Annotated in this window: 18 protein-coding genes; 11 read left to right on the top strand and 7 right to left on the bottom strand. The window is 70.8% G+C overall.

Annotated features, from left to right (window positions below; genetic code table 11):
• Positions 1–114: 114 nt before the first annotated feature.
• On the top strand, positions 115–2,340 hold the full coding sequence (locus HHX31_RS31930) for a SpoIIE family protein phosphatase (RefSeq protein WP_169953238.1): 2,226 nt from the start codon (positions 115–117) through the stop codon (positions 2,338–2,340).
• 71 nt (positions 2,341–2,411) lie between these two features.
• Here HHX31_RS31930 and HHX31_RS31925 read toward each other — a convergent pair whose 3' ends face one another.
• The gene (locus HHX31_RS31925) at positions 2,412–3,338 is read right to left on the bottom strand and encodes a hypothetical protein (RefSeq protein WP_169953236.1); all 927 of its coding nucleotides are present in this window, start codon (positions 3,336–3,338) and stop codon (positions 2,412–2,414) included.
• A 160-nt stretch (positions 3,339–3,498) separates the two neighbouring features.
• On the opposite strand from HHX31_RS31925, the gene HHX31_RS31920 reads away from it, so the two are divergent.
• Both HHX31_RS31920 and HHX31_RS31915 read left to right on the top strand, forming a co-directional pair.
• Positions 3,499–4,275: an alpha/beta fold hydrolase gene (locus tag HHX31_RS31920; RefSeq protein ID WP_169953234.1), complete on the top strand. Its 777-nt coding sequence runs from the start codon at positions 3,499–3,501 to the stop codon at positions 4,273–4,275.
• Between the two features lie 68 nt (positions 4,276–4,343).
• Positions 4,344–4,505 carry a hypothetical protein gene (locus HHX31_RS31915; RefSeq protein WP_169953232.1) on the top strand — a complete coding sequence of 54 codons (162 nt, stop codon included), beginning with the start codon at positions 4,344–4,346 and terminating at the stop codon, positions 4,503–4,505.
• Between the two features lie 77 nt (positions 4,506–4,582).
• Here the strand turns inward: HHX31_RS31915 and HHX31_RS31910 are convergent, their stop codons facing one another.
• The gene (locus HHX31_RS31910; RefSeq protein WP_169953231.1) at positions 4,583–5,728 is read right to left on the bottom strand and encodes an acyl-CoA dehydrogenase family protein; all 1,146 of its coding nucleotides are present in this window, start codon (positions 5,726–5,728) and stop codon (positions 4,583–4,585) included.
• 234 nt (positions 5,729–5,962) lie between these two features.
• On the opposite strand from HHX31_RS31910, the gene HHX31_RS31905 reads away from it, so the two are divergent.
• The 7 genes from HHX31_RS31905 to HHX31_RS31875 all read left to right on the top strand — a co-directional run bounded on the left by HHX31_RS31905 (position 5,963) and on the right by HHX31_RS31875 (position 14,001).
• The gene (locus HHX31_RS31905) at positions 5,963–7,381 is read left to right on the top strand and encodes a hypothetical protein (RefSeq protein ID WP_169953229.1); all 1,419 of its coding nucleotides are present in this window, start codon (positions 5,963–5,965) and stop codon (positions 7,379–7,381) included.
• 11 nt (positions 7,382–7,392) lie between these two features.
• Entirely contained in the window at positions 7,393–8,280 is an 888-nt protein-coding gene (locus HHX31_RS31900) for a class F sortase (protein WP_169953228.1), read from the top strand.
• A 181-nt stretch (positions 8,281–8,461) separates the two neighbouring features.
• Positions 8,462–9,652, top strand: coding sequence for a hypothetical protein (locus HHX31_RS31895; RefSeq protein ID WP_169953226.1), 1,191 nt, complete (start codon positions 8,462–8,464; stop codon positions 9,650–9,652).
• A 178-nt stretch (positions 9,653–9,830) separates the two neighbouring features.
• Positions 9,831–10,748, top strand: a complete 918-nt coding sequence (locus HHX31_RS31890; protein ID WP_169953224.1) for a hypothetical protein — start codon at positions 9,831–9,833, stop codon at positions 10,746–10,748.
• A gap of 8 nt (positions 10,749–10,756) precedes the next feature.
• Positions 10,757–11,668 carry a class F sortase gene (locus HHX31_RS31885; RefSeq protein WP_169953223.1) on the top strand — a complete coding sequence of 304 codons (912 nt, stop codon included), beginning with the start codon at positions 10,757–10,759 and terminating at the stop codon, positions 11,666–11,668.
• A gap of 82 nt (positions 11,669–11,750) precedes the next feature.
• Complete coding sequence (locus HHX31_RS31880; RefSeq protein ID WP_169953221.1) at positions 11,751–12,743, top strand: hypothetical protein; 993 nt, start codon at positions 11,751–11,753, stop codon at positions 12,741–12,743.
• A 112-nt stretch (positions 12,744–12,855) separates the two neighbouring features.
• Positions 12,856–14,001, top strand: a complete 1,146-nt coding sequence (locus tag HHX31_RS31875) for an acetyl-CoA C-acetyltransferase (RefSeq protein ID WP_169953219.1) — start codon at positions 12,856–12,858, stop codon at positions 13,999–14,001.
• Between the two features lie 71 nt (positions 14,002–14,072).
• On the opposite strand, the gene HHX31_RS31870 is transcribed toward HHX31_RS31875, so the two are convergent.
• Complete coding sequence (locus HHX31_RS31870; protein WP_169953217.1) at positions 14,073–14,222, bottom strand: hypothetical protein; 150 nt, start codon at positions 14,220–14,222, stop codon at positions 14,073–14,075.
• A 296-nt stretch (positions 14,223–14,518) separates the two neighbouring features.
• Here HHX31_RS31870 and HHX31_RS31865 point away from each other — a divergent pair, with 296 nt between their 5' ends.
• Positions 14,519–14,677 (top strand): hypothetical protein, encoded by a 159-nt coding sequence (locus HHX31_RS31865; RefSeq protein ID WP_169953214.1) that lies wholly within the window; start codon positions 14,519–14,521, stop codon positions 14,675–14,677.
• Between the two features lie 69 nt (positions 14,678–14,746).
• Here HHX31_RS31865 and HHX31_RS31860 read toward each other — a convergent pair whose 3' ends face one another.
• The 4 genes from HHX31_RS31860 to HHX31_RS31845 form a co-directional block, all read right to left on the bottom strand.
• Positions 14,747–16,624: an acyl-CoA dehydrogenase family protein gene (locus HHX31_RS31860; RefSeq protein WP_169953212.1), complete on the bottom strand. Its 1,878-nt coding sequence runs from the start codon at positions 16,622–16,624 to the stop codon at positions 14,747–14,749.
• Positions 16,625–16,664: 40 nt separating this feature from the next.
• Positions 16,665–18,050, bottom strand: coding sequence for a cell wall metabolism sensor histidine kinase WalK (locus HHX31_RS31855; protein ID WP_169953210.1), 1,386 nt, complete (start codon positions 18,048–18,050; stop codon positions 16,665–16,667).
• A 10-nt stretch (positions 18,051–18,060) separates the two neighbouring features.
• Entirely contained in the window at positions 18,061–18,759 is a 699-nt protein-coding gene (locus HHX31_RS31850; protein WP_169953208.1) for a response regulator transcription factor, read from the bottom strand.
• A 92-nt stretch (positions 18,760–18,851) separates the two neighbouring features.
• On the bottom strand, positions 18,852–19,583 hold the full coding sequence (locus HHX31_RS31845; RefSeq protein WP_169953206.1) for a methyltransferase: 732 nt from the start codon (positions 19,581–19,583) through the stop codon (positions 18,852–18,854).
• Positions 19,584–19,751: the final 168 nt, after the last annotated feature.

The following is a 19,751-nucleotide window of genomic DNA, read 5'->3' as shown; positions in this document are numbered from 1 at the left end:
TGAGTTGTGCCTGGTTGAATCCCCTAGGGAGTCATTCATTTCTCGCGACCCAGCCTTCGCAGGAGCGCCCGTGCCCGGCATAGCGAACCCACCTCGTCAAGGGACGGTCGTGGCATGAGGCGATGGGGAGATCTGTCACAGGACGCCGACGACCACCTTTCCGCCGGATCCGTCCTCGACCAGGCGGAGATGGCCGTGGTCGTGACGGACCGCTTCAGCAACGTCCTGTACTGGAATCCCTTCGCCGAGCAGCTGTTCGGCCGGGTGGGCGCGCCCACCGGCAAGGAGTCGCTGCTCACCCTCGGGATCCCGGAGAAGGACCATCCGATCGCGGCCGAACTGGCCAAGCACGTGCTGCGCGGCAACGTCTGGGAGGGCACGTTCGACGTGGCCCGCGCCGACGGCACGATGATCTACGTGCGCGCGCAGGCCGTGCCGCTGCGGCACCCCTCAGGCTCGGTGGCCGGCATCGTGATCACCGCGCGCGAGGCGATGCGCAGCAACGAGCGCGAGAAGGACCGCTTCGGCCTGCTCGAGCGGGTCGGCGAGCGCCTCGCCAGTTCCCTGTACGTCGAGGAGACGCTCGACCGGGTCGCCGAGATGCTCGTCCCGCAGTTCGCCGACCACTGCTTCATCGAACTCGTCGAGGGCGACCGTCTGGTGCGGAAGGTCTCCAGCCACGTGAACGGCTGGGCGCCGCCGCCGGACACGTGGCGCCCGGTGGGCGCGGACATCAGATACCCGCTGGGGCACTACGCCGAGGCCGCGCTGCGCCGCCAGGAGACGATCCTGATCGAGGACTTCTCCCAGGTCAGCTACCCGGCTCCGAGCGAGGGCGCGGCCCGGCTGTGCGGCGAGCTCGGGATGACCTCGGTCATCGTCGCCCCGCTCTGCGTGCGCGGCGAGACGCTCGGGCTGATGTGCCTCGCCATGTCGAACCTCACGAGCCGGCACTCGCCCCACTACGACACCTTCGACCGCGACTTCGTCGGCGCCATCGCCACCCGTGTCGCGCTCGCCGTCGACAACGCGCTGCTGTTCGAGGAGGAGCGGCACACCGCCGAGTCGTTCCAGAAGCATCTGCTCCCGCGCCAGTTGCCCACGCTGGACGGCCTGGAGATCGCCGTCCGCTACTACCCAGCGGCGCCGCTTGCCTCGCACGGCCAGGGCATCCAGACCCAGGTGGGCGGCGACTGGTACGACGTGATCCCGCTGTCGGCCGGCCGGGTCGGCATCGTGATCGGCGACGTCGAGGGCCGAGGGGCCAAGGCGGCGGCGGTCATGGGCCAGCTCAGGGCCGCGTTGCGGGCCTTCGCGCAGGACGACAAGTCGCCTGCAGACATCCTCGCCCGCCTGGACGAGTGGACCCGGGTGGTGGCCTCGCCGGAGCATGACGACTTCGGCGCCGACATCACCAACCCGCCGATCGTCACCTGCCAATACATGGTGTACGACGCGTGGTCGAGGCAGTTGTCGTTCGCCAACGCGGGCCATGCGCCGCCGCTGCTGATGGTGGACGGCGAGGTCAAGGACCTGGAGATCAACGAGGTCGGCCAGCCCCTGGGCGTGCGGGCCAAGGGCGTGCACGCCGACCTGGTCTACAAGGAGGAGACGATAGTCCTGCCTCCGGGCGCGACCCTCCTCCTCTACACCGACGGCCTGGTCGACCGCAGGCCGCCACGCGACTCCTCCACAAGCGCGCCCGACGACGACGAGGCGCTCGGCATCCTTCGCGAGAAGCTGGCCAAGGCGTCGGGGGAGTCGGTCGAGCGCATCGCCGACCTGGCCACGGTCGCCGTCCCCGGCGAGATCGACGACGACATGGCCATCCTCGTCGTCCGCGCGGCCGGTACGGAGCTGCAGTCGCAGGAGCGGACGTTCCCCGCCCAGCCGATCATGGTGAGTGAGGCGCGGCGGATGGCGTCCGAGGCCTTCGACGGGTGGCAGGTGCCTGAGGAACGCGCGGAGCTGGCCTGCCTGCTCGTCTCGGAGGTCGTCACCAACGTGGTCCTGCACGCCGCCAGCGCCAGCGTGCCGCGCCGCGAGCTGGTGCTCGACGGGCCGCCGCTGCCGTTCGACGAGTCGTGGGACGTGCCGGGCTTCGAGGAGGAGATCACCGGCGACAAGGAGTTCACCCTGCGGCTGCGCAGGGGCGCGGAGTCCGTCTGGGTCGAGGTCTTCGACCAGGATCTCCGCCTGCCCCGGATCCGCAGCGCGGGGGAGAACGACGAGGGCGGGCGCGGCCTCTACCTCGTCGACCAGCTGGCCCGGCGCTGGGGCTCCCGCCCGACCCGCGAAGGCAAGGCGGTCTGGTTCGAGATCCCGATCGGCGGTCGTTAGGGAGCCTCAGGGGGTGTCGGGCACGGCCTGAGCGGGGAGGCGCGCTCCCGGCCCGGGAGCGCGCGTCGAGGTCAGCCGGCCTGCTTCATGCAGCTGTATCCGTCCGGCCGTTCGGGTTCGAGCGTCACCTGCCGCAGCACGGTCGCCTCCATGGAGATGCGGAAGGTCTCCTGGCGCTCGCAGTCGTACAACGCGTACGTGCCCTCGCGTTCGCCGAGCAGCAGCACCTGGGCGCCGCCGCGCAGCACCTTGCCGCTTTCGCGGTCGTTGAGCACCACCCACTGGTCCTGGAATCCCACCATGGACAGGAGCAGGCTCGCGGGCCTGCCCTTCTCCGCGACGGCGATCGCGTCGCTCTCCATCTGTCCCATCAGCGCGAAGCCCAGCCCGATGCCGGTGAACGCGGCCACCACGATCTTCATGCCCGCGCGGCCGGACGGACGCCGGCGCAGCAGCCGGAACGGCACGAGGAAGGACAGGGCGCCGATCACCGCCGCGGTGATCACGGTTGCGGCCAGCGACGCGCCCTCGCCCAGCCCGAGGTAGCCGAGGAAGCCCCAGTAGCTCGCCCCGCACCAGAGCGCGCCGAGGGCCGCGGCGGCCCACGGGCGCTCGCGTAGGGCCTGGATCAGGCGGGACAGGTGGCCGAGGGTGGCCTTGTCGAGCAGCCAGACGGCTGCCACGGCGACGCCCGCGATCAGCGCGCCGCCGATGACGAGCAGGATCAGCGTCCCCACCAGGCGGCCGAACATGGTGGCCTGGTCGATGCCGGCCTGCTCGGGGCTGATGTTGAAGATCCCGTAGACCTGCTGGATGCCGAGGTAGAGCAGTGCGTAGAGGGCGATGCCGACGGGAACGATGACCGATCCGCTGCGTTCCAGCAGATCGACGACACCGGCTTTCGCGTCAGGTTCCGGCGGATCGACGACGCCGGCTTTGGCGTCAGGTTCCGGCAGGTCGGCGAGGTCCGCGTGCTCCTCGGCCTTGGTGATGGTCATTTGTCCGTTCATTTCATCTTTGACTGTTGCGACGGGACATGATTGCAGGCCCGTGTAAACAGCACATGTCGAGTCCGCGTCGACCGACGAGGACGGACGAAGACGGACGCGGCGCGCCACGCGCTTCTTTCCTGCCGTCCCGGGTGCTTGACTCGGACGCATGGAGCTCGCGCACGACCGCCGCGGCAGCGGCCCGCCGCTGGTCCTCCTCCACGGCATCGGTCACCACCGGCACGGCTGGCTGCCGGTCCTCGACCTGCTCGCCGAGCGGCACGACGTCATCGCGGTGGACCTGCCCGGCTCCGGCGACTCTCCGCCGCTGCCGTACGGCACGCCGTACAACGTGGAGACGCTGGGCCGCGCGGTGCGGGAGTTCTGGACCGGGCTCGGCCTGAGCCGGCCGCACGTCGCGGGCAACTCGCTGGGCGGTTACATCGCGCTCGACCTGGCGGCCTCGGCCGACGTCCGCACGGCCGTGGCGCTGTCCCCCGCCGGGTTCTGGTCCCGGCCGGAGCACGCGTACGCGCGGGCCGTGCTGCGCCTGCTGCGGCTGGCGGTGCGGGCCGACGGGCTGCCCACGCTCGTGTCCGGCACGGACGAGGGGAGGGCGGTGTCGATGGGCCTGCTCGTGGCCCGTCCCGAGCGGCTGTCGCGTGAGGCCGTGCTCATGGCGGCGACGGCGCTGCGCGACTGCGTGGGCTTCGAGGAGACCCTGGACTCGATGGCGTGGATCGCGCCGCCCGCGCCGCCCAGGGTGCCGGTCACGATTGCCTGGGGCGAGCGCGACCGGCTGCTGCCGCGCCGCCAGGCCGTACGGGCGGCGCGGTGGGCGGGGCAGCGGGCGCTGCTGCTGCGGGGCTGCGGCCACCTGCCGATGAGCGACGATCCGGAACTGGTCGCGCGGGTCATCCTCGAAGGCAGCGAGGACCCTCCCTGAGTCGTCTCCCGGCCCCGGTTGTGCCGACGGGCGCGCGGGGGCGGGACGGCCGCCGCATACTGATCAGTGTGGACTCCGGACTCATCCTTCTGGTCTTCCTGGCGCTCCTGTTCGCCTGGCTGCTGAACAAGGTGCGCCGGTTCTTCCGGCTGGGCCCGGTGGCCTACGGGGGCGTCATGGTCGTGTTCGTGGTGGCCATGCTGCTGATCTGGGGGCAGCAGCAGGGCTGATCCGCCGCCCGGCTCGCGCCGCCGGAAAGCGTGCCGGAAGCCCGTCAGCAGGCCGTCAGAAGGTCCTCAGAAGGTCCTCAGAAGCCGAAGGAGCGGCCGATGATCTCCTTCATGATCTCCGTGGTGCCGCCGTAGATCGTCTGCACGCGGCTGTCGAGCCAGGCCTTGGCGACGGGATACTCCAGCATGTAGCCGTAGCCGCCGTGGAGCTGGACGCACCGGTCGACGACCTTGTTCTGCAGCTCCGTCGTCCACCACTTGGCCTTGGCCGCGTCCACCGCCGTCAGCTCCCCGGCGTTGAGGGCGCGTACGCACTTGTCCACGTAGTGGCGGGCGATCTCCACCTCGGTGGACAGCTCGGCCAGCAGGAACCGGGTGTTCTGGAACCTGCCGATGCTCCGGCCGAAGGCCGTGCGGTCGCGGCAGTACTCGATCGTCTGCTCCAGCACCGTCTCGGCCGCGGCGACGGCCGCCACCGCGATCGACAGCCGCTCCTGCGGCAGGTTGTTCATGAGCTGGAAGAAGCCCTGCCCCTCCTCGCCGCCGAGGAGGTTGGACACCGGCACCCGGACGTTCTCGAAGAACAACTCGGCGGTGTCCTGCGCGTGCATGCCGACCTTCTCCAGGTTGCGGCCGCGGGTGAAGCCCTCCATGCCGCGCTCCACCACCAGCAGCGAGGTGCCGCGCGCGCCCGCCGCGGGGTCGGTCTTGGTCACGACCACGACGAGGTCGGAGTTGATGCCGTTGGTGATGAACGTCTTCTGCCCGTTCACCACGTAGTGGTCGCCCTCGCGTACGGCGGTGGTGCGGATGCCCTGCAGGTCGCTGCCGGCTCCCGGCTCGGTCATGCCGATGGCTGTGATCAGCTCGCCGGACGCGAAGCCGGGCAGCCAGCGCCGCTTCTGCTCGTCGTCGGTAAGGTCGACCAGGTACGGCGCCATGATGTCGTTGTGCAGGCCGAATCCGAGGCCGGAGGCGCCGACCCTGATGATCTCCTCGACGATCACGACGTTGTAGCGGAAGTCGGTGATCCCGGAGCCGCCGTACTCCTCGGGGACGGAGAAGCCGAACATGCCCAGCTCGCCGGCCTTCTTCCACACGTCGCGGGGGACGATGCCGTCCTTCTCCCACTGCGCGTGGTGGGGGACGACCTCGCGGGCCATGAACTCACGGACGGTCTCGCGGAAGAGGTCGTGCTCCTCGTCGAAGAGGTCTCGCCGCATCGGGTACGCCTTCCGGCTCGGCTGTTGGCCGCACCAGAATACGGTTCTGGCGCTCCTCGGGTCGATGGACACCGGAGCGTACGGCTGGTCACAACTCCGAAACCATCGTGATAACTACCCCTTTGACCACTTCAGTGCCTCTAAGATCTACCTTCGGTTTGCTATAGGCCCGCTGTGACGGACCTGTGATCGGAGTATGCGGTGATTCGGTGGAGAGCTGGTCTTCCTAGGACCATGGCCGCTCTGGCCCTCGGCCTTGCTGGTACGGCGGCGATTGTCGTACCGGCGGTGACGGCGCAGGCCAATACCGCCGACCTTGTCGTCGACTACGCCTGCAACCAGGGTGTCGCCTCGTCGGGCTCCGGGACCGTCCATCTACGGACGAAGCTCACCGTTCCCACGACGCTGAAGGTCGGTGACCCCCTCAACGTCGCCTGGAATCTGGGCTACAGAGACGCGACGCGTTTCGGGGCGCCCACCCTGCTGCCCAACGGCGGCCGGATCTACGTGACCGGTGAGGTCAACCTCAGCGACGGCTGGCAGGGACAGCTGCAGCCGGTGGGGAACGTAGACCAGGACGGGCCGATGAAGAAGGGGACCCCTCTCAACCTGCCGTCCACCATCTCGGACTTCGCGTACACCACCCGCGCCGGCACGGTGACGCTGAAGCCGGGCAAGCTCTACGTGGACTTCCGGCCGCCCGCCTCCGAGGTCATGGTCAACGACGACCAGGCCGACCCGAAGATCTACTACAGCCCCGGCGACTGGGTGGACGTCAACGACCGCCCGAGCGGGGACAACGACTACCACCTGGACTTCCACCAGACGAACAAGGCCGGCGCGTGGGCCGAGCTCACCTTCACCGGCACCGGCATCGAGTACGTCGCGCAGAAGGACCGGCGCGGAGGACCGGTGGAGATCTGGGTCGACAACCAGCTCGCGACTCCGCCGCGGGTGGACCCCTCCAGGAACGACGACGGCACGCTGGTCAACGACTCGAACGTCGGCGGCCAGACGCTGTGGAGCTTCACCGGACTCGAGTACGGTCAGCACACGATCACCATCAAGAACGTCGAGGACAAGCGGACGCTGCTCGACGCGTTCCGCGTGATCACCGGTGAGCTGCCCGGCCCGCCGCCGCAGTACCGCGCCGAGTGCACGCTCATCAGCGCGCCGGTCGCCGTACAGGTGACGATCGCCGGGACGAACAGCAGCCCGACGCCGGACAGCTCGCCTTCTCCGGACGGTTCGCCTTCTCCGGACACCTCGGCCAGCCCCTCGGGAGGCGTTTCGCCGAGCCCCTCGGGCAGCCCGTCGGCTTCGCCCACGCCGGGCGACCAGTCGCCTTCGCCGTCGCCTTCCCCCTCCAGGAGCCCGAACCTGTCGGCGACGCAGAACTACGTCGTGGCGGTGCTGCCGCAGGGCAGTCCTTCGCCGACGGCGACGAGGACGGTGACGCTGACCGCGACGCCGACCGTGGCACAGGTGGCGGTCACGCCACAGGGCGGGGCGCAGACCGGTGAGGCGCCGGAGCGGACGGCCGCTTCCGCGGTGCTGCTGATCGGTGCCGGTGGCGCACTGTTGATCGTCGGCATGCTCAGTGGTGTGGCGATGCTGCGGCGCAGGGCGGCGCACGCGGGCGAGCGGAGCTGAGGAGAGTGACGATGAACGAGACTCCTGACGGCGGCTCGGCTCCCGTCCCTGAGGGGACGGCGGGCGACGCCAAGAAGACGCGCAAGTCGCTGCCCCAGCCGGTCCTCGCGACCCTGCTCGTGGCCGGGTCGTTCGGCGGCATCGCGGCGGTGATGGCCGGCATGCTCGTCGTGATCAGCCCTTCGGATCCGCAGGAGACCGGGCCGGTGCCGGGCGGCCAGGTGAACATCCGGGACGCGGGCAGCGTGGCCCTCCTGCCGCCGACCGTGGGCCCGGGCGGACCGGGCGTGCCGCTGACGGCCGCCGCCCCGGACGCGCCCGCGCCGTTGCCCGCGATCAAGCCGATCGCCCCGCTGAGCTTCACGAGCGCGGCCTCGTCGTCCTCGTCTCCGGTGTCGTCGTCGCCGACCGCCGCCAAGACGACGACCAAGAAGGCCGCCGGCAGGCCGCTCAAGATCAGCATTCCGGCGATCGGTGTGAAGGCCACCGTGGGCTCGGTGGGCGTGGACAAGCAGGGCGTCATCGAGACGCCTCCGCTGAGCAAGCCGAACCTCACCGGCTGGTACCGCCTCGGGCCCGCGCCCGGCGACCAGGGCCCGTCGGTCATCCTCGGGCACGTGAACACCCGCAAGGGCCCCGCCGTCTTCAGCCGGCTGCGCGAGCTCAAGCGCGGCAACAAGATCGCCGTTCTGCGTGCGGACGGCAAGATGGCGATCTTCACGGTGGACGGGATCGAGCAGGTCAGCAAGTCGACGTTCCCGACCAAGCGGGTCTACAGCAACACGATCACGTCCTCGCTGCGGCTGATCACCTGCGGCGGGGTCTACAACGCCAAGCAGCATCACTACACCGACAACATCATCGTCTACGCGACGTTGACGGAGATCAAGGGCAAGTGATCGCCGGGTGGCCGGTTCGCGCCGGTCACCCTTTTCTCCCGCTTTCCTCCCCCCACTGTGGGAGAGCGGTGAACGTTCCCTGAGAATTTCCTGACTTGAATCTCCAGCCGGTTATACCGGTGGTCAACCACTGGGACACTGGTGGCCACGTGTACGCGACCCTGGTGGCAGGAGAGACGTCGTGCCCGACCCCAGTGCCCGGCGCGGGAGCGCCCGGCGCCGCATCGCCGCCCGTTCGGCGGCGGGAGTGACGGCCGCGCTGGCCCTGATGACCTGGCCGGCCCTCGCGGCGAGCGAGACCACGACCGTGCCGTACTCCTGCACTCCGGCAGGCGGCGCCGCCGCGACCTACCCCGTGAGCGTCACCCTGGTCGCGCCGGAGAACCCGGTGCCCGACAGCGCCGCGATCGTGACCTGGCGGGTCGATCCCGCCCCGCCGTCGGACGGGCAGAGCGCGCTGGTGGCGCCCGCGACGGGCATCGCGCAGGACGACGTGCTGGTCGCGGAAGGACTCGTGGAGGTGACCGGCGCTCCCGTCGTGGGCGGGTCCGGTGCGTCCGGCCAGTCGCCCAGCCCGTCCCCTTCGGCCACGCCGTCTCCCGGCGACTCGGAGTCCGCGAGCCCGTCGCCGTCCCCAAGCGCGTCGCCGAGTGCGTCCCCCAGTGCGTCCCCCAGTGCGTCCGCGAGTGCGTCGCCGTCGCCGAGCGCGTCCGCTAGCGCGTCGCCCGGCGCGGACGGCACGGATGACACGGCGTCCCCGAGCGTCGTCACGCTGAGCCCGTCCGCGTCCACCGCCGTGCCGGCGTCACTGTCGCCGTCGGCCACTCTGTCGCCGATCCCCGAACTGCTCGTCACGCTGACCCCGACGGCGGAGGGCACGGTGGGAGTCGCGGCAGGGGAGTTCACGCTGAGGTTGCGCCCGGCCGGGAGCGCCGACGGAGCGGGCGAGGCGCTCTACACGTGCACGCTGCCGGACTCCGCGACCCGCGCGTCGCTCGCGTTCACCGTCTCCACCGCTTCGCCGTCCGCTTCGCCCTCCCCCTCGCCGAGCCCGTCCGGCGGGGACGACCCGAGCCCTTCGCCGACTCAGACCGCGGCGACGACGACCCCGAGCACGGTGGCCACGGCGACGACCACGGCGACGACCACCGTGACCGCCACGGCCAAGGTCACCGCGACGGTCTCCCGTACGACGACCACGCAGGTCAGGGCCACGCCGGTGGGCGGCGCGCAGACCGGCGCCGGGGGCGACGCGGGGCCGGACGCCCGGCTCGTGGTGCTCACCGGCCTGGCGCTGACGGCCGCCGCCGCGGCCGGAGGGCTGCTGCTGCGGAGATTCGGCCCGAACCCCGGCTCGTACGGCAGACGATAGGAAGTGTCCGGACGCGACCTGGCGTCCGCCTGACACGGACATGGGACTAGCGGGAGAATGTTTAGGCAATTGGAGGGGGTCTTGGGGTTTTTGTCCGTAACATCTCTACCTGACCGTGACCGTATGCTGGCATGCTGGTACGCCTGTTGACTGCGAGCATCGAAGTGGAGAGAAGTCAGTGCTGAAGTCAAAGGCGCGCGGCCGTGTCGCCGGGAGGGTCGCCGCGGCCGGAGTGGTCAGCGCGGGCCTTCTCCTGGGCCTGACCGCGTTCGGCGCGCAAGCCGACACGAAGACCGTGACGTACACCTGCACGCCGTCGACCACCGGCGGCACGCCCGTCACGCACGACTTCACCGTGTCGCTCACCTCTACGGCCTCCGGCACCCTGTACACCGCGACGCTGAGCGTCCAGGCGCTCACCGGCTCCGCGTTCCCCGTGCCGGTGGAGATCGCGAGCGGCGCGGCGATCCAGTTGCAGCCGTCCGTTCTGGCGTCGGCGCTGCCGGCCGGCATGGGCGCGGGCGTGTCCACGCCCACGCCAACGGGTACGGCCATGACCTCGGACGTCCCGGCCGCGGCGACCATGCCGCCGCTCCCCACGGCGACGCTGACCGTCACGCCCTCGGCCGGGGCCACCTCCGTCGTGCTGACCGCGAAGGAGTTCAAGATCAACATGGTCGCGCCGGCCGCCGGTGGCACGACCGTGACGCCCACCACGCTCTACAACTGCGCGGTCGCGGCCACGGGTAGCACGCTGCCCGCCGTGGCGACGATGCCGGTGACGCACGCGTCGCCGTCCCCCAGCGCCAGCGCCAGCGCGAGCCCCAGCGCCAGCCCTTCCGCGAGCGCCTCGCCCTCGCCGCGCGGCACCCGGACGGTGTACGAGACGGTCTTCGCGTCGCCCACGCCGGTCAAGACCAAGACGACGAAGTCGGTCCAGATAGAGAACACGCCCGGCGGCGGCGCGGCCACCGGCGGCGGCGGCGACTCGGGCCCCGACGCCCGTCTGTTCATGCTCACCGGCACCGCGCTGATGCTGGCGGCGGCGGCCGGCGGCCTCGTGCTCAGGACCCGGCGCAGGCCGGTGCGGCACTAGGACCGCCGATGACCACCCCGCCTCCTGGGCAGTACCCGCCGGGCCAGCCGTACGGCATGCCTCAAGGGCCGGGCGGGCAGGGCTATCCGCAGCCGGTCTACGGCCAGCCGGTCTTCCATCCGGTGATGCTGCCCCAGATGCAACCCGCGCAGACCGCGTCCCCGCCGCCGGAGGAGGAGCCTCCCGGCGGCGGCGCGCAGACCATCCGGCGGTTGCTGATCACGTCGGCCGTCGTGGGCCTGGTCATCGTGATCGTCGGGGTCGTGCTCATGGTGAACAACCCCGACGAGTACACGACGCCGGCCCGTTCGTCGCTGAAGCTGGCCGCGCCGCAGAACGGGCTCGCCCCCTCGGTGGGGCCGGGCGGCGAGGGGCAGCCGCTGACCCAGGCGGTCGCCGACGCGCCGCCGCCGGTCCCGGACATCCCCGCGGTTCCCGCGATGCAGCCGTCCACGCCCAAGCGCCTCGTCATCCCCAAGCTGGGCGTAAACGCGCCGATCAAGTCGCTGGGTCTCGACCGCGCAGGGGCAATCCAGACACCCCCGATCAGCAACCCGAACCTGGTCGGCTGGTACCGCGGCGGTCCGACGGCGGGTGAGGCGGGCCCGGCCATCATGCTCGGGCACAAGGACACCAATACGCGCAGCGCCGTCTTCACCCGCCTGCACGAACTGGAGTACGGCGACAAGATCGAGGTCTACCGCCTCGACGGAACGGTGGCCGTCTTCACCGTGGGCGGCATCGAGCAGGCGAACAAGCAGACGTTCCCCACCAACCGGGTGTACGGGCACGCCGACAACGCCGAGCTCAGGCTGATCACCTGCGGCGGCAGCTACAACCGGTCGACCGGGCACTACGTCGACAACGTCATCGTCTACGCGACGATGACCGGCACGCGGCTGGCGAAGCCGAAGTCCTGAGGCGCGAGCACCTCGCCGGAAGGGCTCGTGGCCGGCGGCCATCGCGGCTATGGTCTCTTCCACCGATCATGAGGAGGGGCCTGTGGGCTGGTTCTCGAAAGTCCTGCTCCCCGGTCGGCTGCGCGCGGGACCCACGGCGCTGCTGCCCGCCCGGCCGGACCAGAAGACACTGCTGGCGGTGGCGCAACTCGCCGATCCCGAGGCGAGGGCCGACGGTGACGACATCGTCGCGGGCGGATCGCGCGTCCAGCCGCCCATCGAACTGACCGGCGACATCCTCGCCAAGCTCGGGGTGCCGGACGAAGACAGGCTCTGGGCCTGCCGGATCACCGCCGAGGGCCCGTTGCCTGTCGACTTCTTCGACAAGAGCCTGGCCGAGGGCATCGCGTACCGGCTGGGCGGCTGGTCGATCTGCCAGGGCGAGCCGCTGGATCCCGCGGAGGACGGCGGAGACCTCCTGGTCTACCTGCCGGCCGCGCCGGAGCCCGAGGAGATCCTGCCGCTCCTGGCCGGGCTGCTGGGTCCCGTCGAGGCCGTCGACGCCGAGCGGTGGCCCGAGGGAGAACTCGTCGACGGCGTCGTCCACGTCCCTGTCCGTGGTGGCAGGGTGGCCGACGTCTACGCGGGCGACGCGTTCGTCCTCACCGTCGAGGAGGGGCGCCGCATTCCGCCCGCCGCCCGCGTTCGCTGGCCGTACCTCACGGAGATCGCCGTCGCGCGGATCTCGCCCGTCACCCGTACGGACGAGACGGACGAGACGGACGAGACGGACGCCGAGGACGCCGCGAGCGCGGAGACGGCACCGGAGCCCGCACCGGAGACCGTGCCGGAGGCGGCGGGCGGAGCGGACGGGGGCGCCGAGGACGCCGCGGACCTCGTGGACGAGGACGAGCAGGTGGACGAGGACGAGCACGTGGACGAGGACGCGGTGCGTGAGGACGACGCGCGGGCGGATCTGCTCGCGAGGGCGGCCGTCGCGGTGACGCTGGCGAACGAGCTCAGCGGGATCGCGGCCGACAGCCGGGGTTTCCAGCTCGCCGAGCCCGCCGACGTGCTCCCCGGGCGTCACGCTTGACCCTGCCGCGAGCGCGGCGCGTGCGCCGTGCTCGCATCCTCATCCGCCCCGACGAAAGTTCTGATGTAACCTCTGATTAACCGAACATTGCTCGGTTTCTTATGGAGGCGCTGTGGCAGAGGCGTACATCGTCGGGGCGGTCCGCTCGCCGGTCGGAAAGAAGAAGGGCGGGCTCTCCACCGTCCACCCGGTCGACCTGGCCGCGCACACTCTCTCCGCGCTAGTGGAGCGCACCGGCGTCGACCCCGCCGCCGTGGACGACGTGATCATGGGCTGTGTGATGCAGTTCGGCCCGCAGTCCATGGACATCGCGCGCAACGCGTGGCTCAGCGCGGGCCTCCCCGAGACCGTGGCCGGGGTCACCATCGACCGGCAGTGCGGCTCGTCGCAGCAGGCGATCCACTTCGCGGCGCAGGGCGTCCTTTCGGGCACTCAGGACCTCGTCGTGGCGGCCGGCGTCGAGTCGATGTCCATCGTCCCGATGGGGTCGAGCATCTCGGCGGCGCTGGAGAAGGGCATGCCGTTCCCGTTCGGCGACAAGTGGGTCGAGCGGTACGGCAAGCAGGAGATCTCCCAGTTCCGCGGCGCGGAACTGATGTGCGAAAAGTGGGACCTGTCCCGGGAGGACCTCGACGCTTTCGCCTACGAGAGCCACCAGCGGGCCGCGAAGGCGATCGCCAACGGCTACTTCAAGGAGCAGATCGCCCCTGTCAACGGCGTGACCGACGACGAGGGGCCGCGGCCGGACACCACGCTGGAGAAGATGGCCGGGCTCAAGACCCTGCGCGAGGGCGGCCGGATCACGGCGGCCACCTCCTCGCAGATCTCCGACGGCTCCGGCGCGTTGCTCATCGCCTCCGAGCAGGCGGTGCGCGACCACGGACTGACGCCGCGCGCCCGGATCGTCACGCTGACGCTGGTCGGGGACGACCCCGTCTACATGCTGACGGCGCCGATCCCGGCCACCAGGAAGGCGCTGGCCAAGGCGGGGCTCTCGATCGAGGACATCGACGTCATCGAGATCAACGAGGCGTTCGCCCCTGTCCCGCTGGCCTGGCTCAAGGAGATCGGGGCCGACCCCGCCCGGACCAACCCCAACGGCGGCGCGATCGCGCTGGGACACCCGCTGGGCGGCACCGGCGCGGTTCTCATGACCAAGCTGCTGCACGAGCTCGAGCGCACCGGCGGCCGGTACGGCCTGCAGACGATGTGCGAGGGCGGCGGCCAGGCCAACGTGACGATCATCGAGCGTCTCTGACGCTCACGAGACAGGGCACCCCGGCGATCGCCGGGGTGCCCTGTCCTTCGTCTGCGGATGGTGGTGGCCGTCTACCTGCCCTTGGGCAGCCGCCGCGGCGGCCGTACCGGCCGCATGGGCGGGGCCGGGACCTGACGCGGCGGCGGTGGGAAGGAGCGCTGGGGCTGCGGCGTGCGCGGGTTCTGCTTCTTGCCGCTCTTGCCGGACATGCGAGTACGCATAAGGGATCTCCTGGTACGTCGGGAACGCGGCACCGAGGTGCCGTCACTCAGCTGCCGCGTCGGATGGACAGGGCCGGAAAAGCTGAGCGGATCAGCGTCTCAGAGGCTGATCAGCGGTCGCCGTACAGAATCCACATGCGGGTGACAGTAACAAGCCGCCGCATCGTGCCACAAAGGGTTTTTCAGGGCTCAGACCCGTCCAAGTGGTCTCCAAGTCGCCCGCCAGGTTCTGACAAGTGGCCTCCTGTGTACTCGGAGATGTCAAAAGAGACGTTCCCCGTACAGGAGAGATTCCAGTGAAGTCCATCAAGCGCGCCGCGGCCGTCCTCGCCACCACCGCCATCGCGGTCACCACCTTCGGCGTTCTGTCCGCCCCGGCCCAGGCGAAGGCCCCCGAGGGCTGGTACCGCTGCTGGGTCTCCGGCCACGGCTGGATGTACTGCTACGACGTGTGATCCCAGACCGACCACGGCCCCGTCCCGCGCTCGCGCGGGGCGGGGCCGTCGCGTTGCCCTCGGTCGTCGTCAGCCGATTCGCCGGTGGACATCCTCGAACGTCGAAGGCCCGGTGCGCTGCTGGGCGATCCACGGGCCCTCCAGCGACGGGTCGACGATGCCCTCCTCCAGGAACGTGTACCGCCCGTCGAGCACCCGGCGGGCCAGCCGCACGTCCTGGGCGTCGGTGTTGTCCCACAGCCGGTCGAACAACGCGTCGGCCCGCTGCCTGGCCTGGTGGCAGAAGGTGTCCGCGAGCTCGTACGGCTTGCGCCCGAACTCGGCCGACTCCTCCTGGGCGCGCACGCAGACCGCGGTGATGGCGAACAACTCGGCGCCGATGTCGACGATCCGCGACAGGAACCCCTGCTTGTGCTCCAGCCGCGCCTGCCAGCGGGACATGCCGTAGAACGTGGACCTGGCGAGCTTGCGGCTGGTCCGCTCGACGTACCGCAGGTGCGGGGCCAGCGGCCCGAACTCGGCGTACGACGTGGGCACCTGGCCAGGCCCGGTCACCAGGCTCGGCAGCCACCTGGCATAGAAGGCGCCGGCCCGGGTGGCCGCCCTGCCCTTGGCCCGCAGGCCGGCCTTCGGGTCGACGAGCTCGCCCGCGACCGACAGGTGGGCATCCACCGCCTCGCGGGCGATGAGCAGATGCATGATCTCGGTGGAGCCCTCGAAGATGCGGTTGATCCGCAGGTCGCGCAGCATCTGCTCGGCCGGCACGCCGCGCTCGCCGCGGGCGTGCAGCGACTCGGCGGTCTCGTAGCCGCGTCCGCCCCTCATCTGCACGAGCTCGTCCATCAGCCGCCAGGCCAGCTCGGAGCCGTACAGCTTGGCCAGCGCGGCCTCGATCCGGATGTCGTTCCGCTCGTCGTCGGCCATCCGGGCGGCGAGGTCGACGACTGACTCCAGCGCGTACGTGGTGGCGGCGATGAAGGCGACCTTGCGGGCCACCGCCTCGTGCTGGCCGACCGGCCGCCCCCACTGGACCCGCTCGCGCCCCCACTCACGTGCGATCTTCGTCGCCCACTTCGCGGCGCCGACGCAGGTGGCGGGCAGCGAGAGACGCCCGGTGTTGAGCGTGGTCAGGGCGATCTTGAGGCCCTGGCCCTCGCGGCCGATCAGGTTCTCCACCGGCACCCGCACCTGGTGCAGCCGGGTGACGCCGTTCTCGATCCCGCGCAGGCCCATGAACTGGTTGCGCTGCTCGACGGTGATGCCGGGAGCGTCGGCCTCGACCACGAAGGCCGAGATCTTCGTTCCCGTCCTGGCCATCACGACCAGCAGGTCGGCCACCACGCCGTTGGTCGTCCACAGCTTGACGCCGTTGATGACGTACGCGTCGCCGTCGCGTACGGCGATCGTGGACAGGCGGGCGGGGTCCGACCCGACGTCGGGCTCGGTGAGCAGGAACGCCGAGATCTCGCCGCGGGCGCAGCGCGGCAGGAACCGGCGCTTCTGCTCGGGGGTGCCGAACAGCCGCAGCGGCTGCGGCACCCCGATCGACTGATGGGCCGACAGCAGCGCGCTGAGCGCGGGGGAGCACGACGTCACGAGTTCCAGCGCCCTGCAGTAGTAGAGGTGGCTGAGGCCCAGCCCGCCGTACTCCTCCTCGATGGTCATGCCGAACGCGCCGATCGCCGCCAGACCCTTGATCACCTCGTCCGGGATGACGGCGGTGCGCTCGATGAGCGCGGGATCGACCTTCTCCAGCAGGAACGCCCGCAGGGCGCGCAGGAAGTCGTCCCCTTTCTTGACCTGCTCCTCGGTGAGGCGGGGAGCGGGATACACGAGGTCCAGCCGGAAGTCCCCGAGGAAGAGCTGCCTGCCGAAGCTCGGGCGGGTCCATTCCGTCTCGCGCGCCTGCTCGGCCACCTCCCTGGCCTTGGCGTAATCGGTCGTCATCCTCGACCTCCTCGGCGGTGAAACGAGCTGTACCCGTTACCTACCCGCCAGTAGCCTCTTGCACCGCGGGGAGCCCGATCAGTACGGAGGTGCCCCCGCCGGGAGAGGAGTCGATCCGGCATCGCCCGCCGTGCGCCTCCACGATGGCCTTCACGATCGACAGGCCGAGCCCCGCGCCGCCGGACAGGTGGTCCTCTCCCCGCTGGAACCGGTCGAAGGCGCGTTCCGCCTGCTCCTGGCGCATGCCGGGACCGTTGTCGCGCACCTCGATCGTCACCGAGTCCCGGACGCGCGCCAGCCGTACGGCGGTCTTCGTGCCCTCCGGGGTGTGCGCGCGCACGTTGCCGAGCAGGTTGACGAGCACCTGGCGGACCCTGGCCTCGTCCACGGTCGCGACCAGGGAGACCGGGGCGTCCACCGTCACGGGATGGGCGGGATCGAGAGTGATCGAGTCCGCCGCCACCTCGCGGGCCATCTCGGCCAGGTCGGTCTCGCTCAGGGCGAGCGCGGCGCCCCGGTCGAGCCGCGCGAGCTCCAGCATCTCGCCCACCAGGCGGCCCATGCGGTTGGCCTCGGCCTCGATCCGTCCCATGATCTTGGGCAGGTCCTCCGGCGGGATCGCCCCGGCTCGGTAGAGCTCCGCGTAACCCGAGATGGTCGACAGCGGAGTCCGCAGCTCGTGGGACGCGTCGGTGGCGAACCGGCGCACGCGGTCCTCCGACGCCTGGCGGTCGCGGAACGCGCCGGCGATCCGGTCGAGCATGAGGTTGATCGCCGCGCCGAGCCTGCCGACCTCGGAAGGGCCCTCCGGCATCCGGGCAGACAGGTCGCCTCGCTCCGCCACGAGACGCGCGGTCCGCGCCATCTTGCCGAGGGGCGCCAGGCCACCCGCGATCAGCAACCGGCCACCCGCCGCCAGCAGCAGGATCAGCACCCCGCCGGTCGCCAGTTCGCTGATCAGGAGGTGGCGCACCGGGTCGTCGACCGCGTCCAGTGGCACCGCGACGACCACCACCCGCAGGCCGCTCGGCGACAGCGACGCGGCCGCGATCAGTTCGCGGCCGCGGCTCGGGTCGAGGTCGAAGGTGCTGCCCTGCGCGGCGTACGCCAGCAGCACGTCCCTGCCGAGCCGCTCCGCCAGGCCGGGAACGACCGCGGCGTCGTCGGCGTCCCCGCCCATCAGATGGGCACGGTTCTCCGTGAGGTCGTAGGCGGCGACGGCGTAGGTGGAGCCCGTCAGCGCCTGCGCGAGCGGGTCCCCCACGACCACCCGGCGCGCGGCGGTGACCGTCGCCGCCACCACCTGCCCCTCCAGGCGCGTACGCAGGTGGCCGCGCAGGACGACGACGCTGACGAGGGACAGCACGACGAGCAGGACCGCGCTCACTCCCAGCAGTCCGGCGAGCAGGCGCGTCCTGAGCGACATCACGGGCCCGTCACGTGCCCTGCGGCGGGCGTAGCGCGTATCCGATGCCGCGCTGGGTGTGGATCAGCGGCGGACCCAGCGGGTCGAGCTTGCGGCGCAGGTAGGAGATGTAGGTCTCCAGCACCTGCGAGCTGCCGCCATATCCCCAGACCTCCTCGAGCAGGCGCCGCTTGGTGAGCACCAGGCCGGCGTTCGCCATCAGGAAGGCCAGCAGGCGGAACTCGGTCGGCGACAGCTCGACCGGGACGCCGCCGCGCCGCACCTCCCAGCGCGCCTCGTCGAGCTCGAGGTCGGCGACCTGGAGGATCGGCCCGTGCGCCCGCTCTTCGGCCTCCGGCACGCTCGTACGGCGCAGCACGGCGCGGATCCGCGCGACCAGCGCCTCGACGGAGAAGGGCTTGGTGACGTAGTCGTCGCCGCCGAGGGTCAGCCCGCGTACGGTGTCGGCGACCGCGTCGAGGGCGGTGAGGAAGATCACAGGAGGATGGACGCCGCCGGCCCGGATCCGCCGGCACACCTCGAAGCCGTCGATGTCGGGGAGCATGACGTCGAGGACGACCAGATCGGGCTGGTCCCGCACGACCTCGGCGAGCGCCGCGGCCCCTGTGCCCACGGCCGTCACCCGGAAGCCGTGGAATCGCAAGGCGACTTCCACGATGTCCCGGATGTTCGGCTCGTCCTCGACCACGAGGATCCTGGTTTCACTCATGCGGGACCCATTGTGCAGGCAGGAGGCCTTTGTCGCGCAATTCGGGATTCCGGGCGGACTGCTCCCGTGGCGTACGGAACCCGATGGGCGCCCTACCCGGGCACCCTGGCGACGCAGAACACGGTCTGGCCGAACGGCGGGCGGACGAACCGCTCGATGAGCCGGGTCATCGGCACGACGGTCCTGTCGTAGATCTTCACGAGCCGGGGGTCGGGATACCCCACGCCGCCCCGCCGCACGGCCGCCCACCACGCGATGCCGCCGAGGAAGTTGATCGGCTTGAGCACCTGGATGTCGAGTCCCGCGGCGACGACCGTCTTGCGCAGCGTGGCGGGGGTGTAGCGGGTGACGTGCCCCACCTTGCGGTCGAAGTCCCCGTAGAGCTGCATGTAGCCGGGCACCCAGATGACGATCCTGCCGCCGGGGGCGGTGACCCTGGCCAGCGACCGCAGCGCCTCCGCGTCGTCCTCGATGTGCTCGAGGACGTTCATCATCACGACGGTGTCGACCGGGTCGGCCAGCGGGATGTCGGTCGGCAGCCCGAACTGGAGCACCGACACGTCGTCGCGGTCCGCGAACCTCTTGCGCAGTTGCTCGACGCAGTAAGGATCGAAGTCGCTCACCACGAGCCTGTCCAGGCGCGGCAGGAACTGCTCGGCGAAATGCCCGAGACCCGAGCCGATCTCCAGCAGCGACCGCCCCACGTGCGGCGCGACCATGTCGAACTCGTACTGCCGGTAGTTCTTGGCCTCGTCGCCGCCGAGGTGGTTCTCCAGAGCCTCGTCTCCGGCCGCGGGCTGGACTACTCGGTCATACCCAGACATAAGATCCTCGATCTACACGCTGACGGACTTGGAAAGTGTAGTGCCCACCCCATCGGCGGGTATCCGCTTCGCCGCAGGGGCCCGCTCGCGTGCGGCCTGCGGCGCTGTGGACGGAATGCCCCGCTGCTCGTAGGCTGCACCTCCGTCCGCAGATCCGCCCCGATTCGC

This window comes from Microbispora sp. H11081 (assembly GCF_012999535.1).
Taxonomy (GTDB): Bacteria; Actinomycetota; Actinomycetes; order Streptosporangiales; family Streptosporangiaceae; genus Microbispora.
The sequence above is the reverse complement of the archived record's forward strand: the minus strand, read 5'-3'. Positions and strand labels throughout refer to the sequence as shown.

What these genes read in the sequence shown, in the direction of transcription:
- HHX31_RS31855 (WP_169953210.1), bottom strand. Translation starts at nt 18,050, where the DNA reads ATGTCGCTCAGGACGCGCCTGCTCGCCGGACTGCTGGGAGTGAGCGCG.
- HHX31_RS31860 (WP_169953212.1), bottom strand. Translation starts at nt 16,624, where the DNA reads ATGACGACCGATTACGCCAAGGCCAGGGAGGTGGCCGAGCAGGCGCGC.
- HHX31_RS31925 (WP_169953236.1), bottom strand. Translation starts at nt 3,338, where the DNA reads ATGACCATCACCAAGGCCGAGGAGCACGCGGACCTCGCCGACCTGCCG.
- HHX31_RS31850 (WP_169953208.1), bottom strand. Translation starts at nt 18,759, where the DNA reads ATGAGTGAAACCAGGATCCTCGTGGTCGAGGACGAGCCGAACATCCGG.
- HHX31_RS31900 (WP_169953228.1), top strand. Translation starts at nt 7,393, where the DNA reads ATGAACGAGACTCCTGACGGCGGCTCGGCTCCCGTCCCTGAGGGGACG.
- HHX31_RS31920 (WP_169953234.1), top strand. Translation starts at nt 3,499, where the DNA reads ATGGAGCTCGCGCACGACCGCCGCGGCAGCGGCCCGCCGCTGGTCCTC.
- HHX31_RS31910 (WP_169953231.1), bottom strand. Translation starts at nt 5,728, where the DNA reads ATGCGGCGAGACCTCTTCGACGAGGAGCACGACCTCTTCCGCGAGACC.
- HHX31_RS31870 (WP_169953217.1), bottom strand. Translation starts at nt 14,222, where the DNA reads ATGCGTACTCGCATGTCCGGCAAGAGCGGCAAGAAGCAGAACCCGCGC.
- HHX31_RS31905 (WP_169953229.1), top strand. Translation starts at nt 5,963, where the DNA reads ATGGCCGCTCTGGCCCTCGGCCTTGCTGGTACGGCGGCGATTGTCGTA.
- HHX31_RS31930 (WP_169953238.1), top strand. Translation starts at nt 115, where the DNA reads ATGAGGCGATGGGGAGATCTGTCACAGGACGCCGACGACCACCTTTCC.
- HHX31_RS31885 (WP_169953223.1), top strand. Translation starts at nt 10,757, where the DNA reads ATGACCACCCCGCCTCCTGGGCAGTACCCGCCGGGCCAGCCGTACGGC.
- HHX31_RS31845 (WP_169953206.1), bottom strand. Translation starts at nt 19,583, where the DNA reads ATGTCTGGGTATGACCGAGTAGTCCAGCCCGCGGCCGGAGACGAGGCT.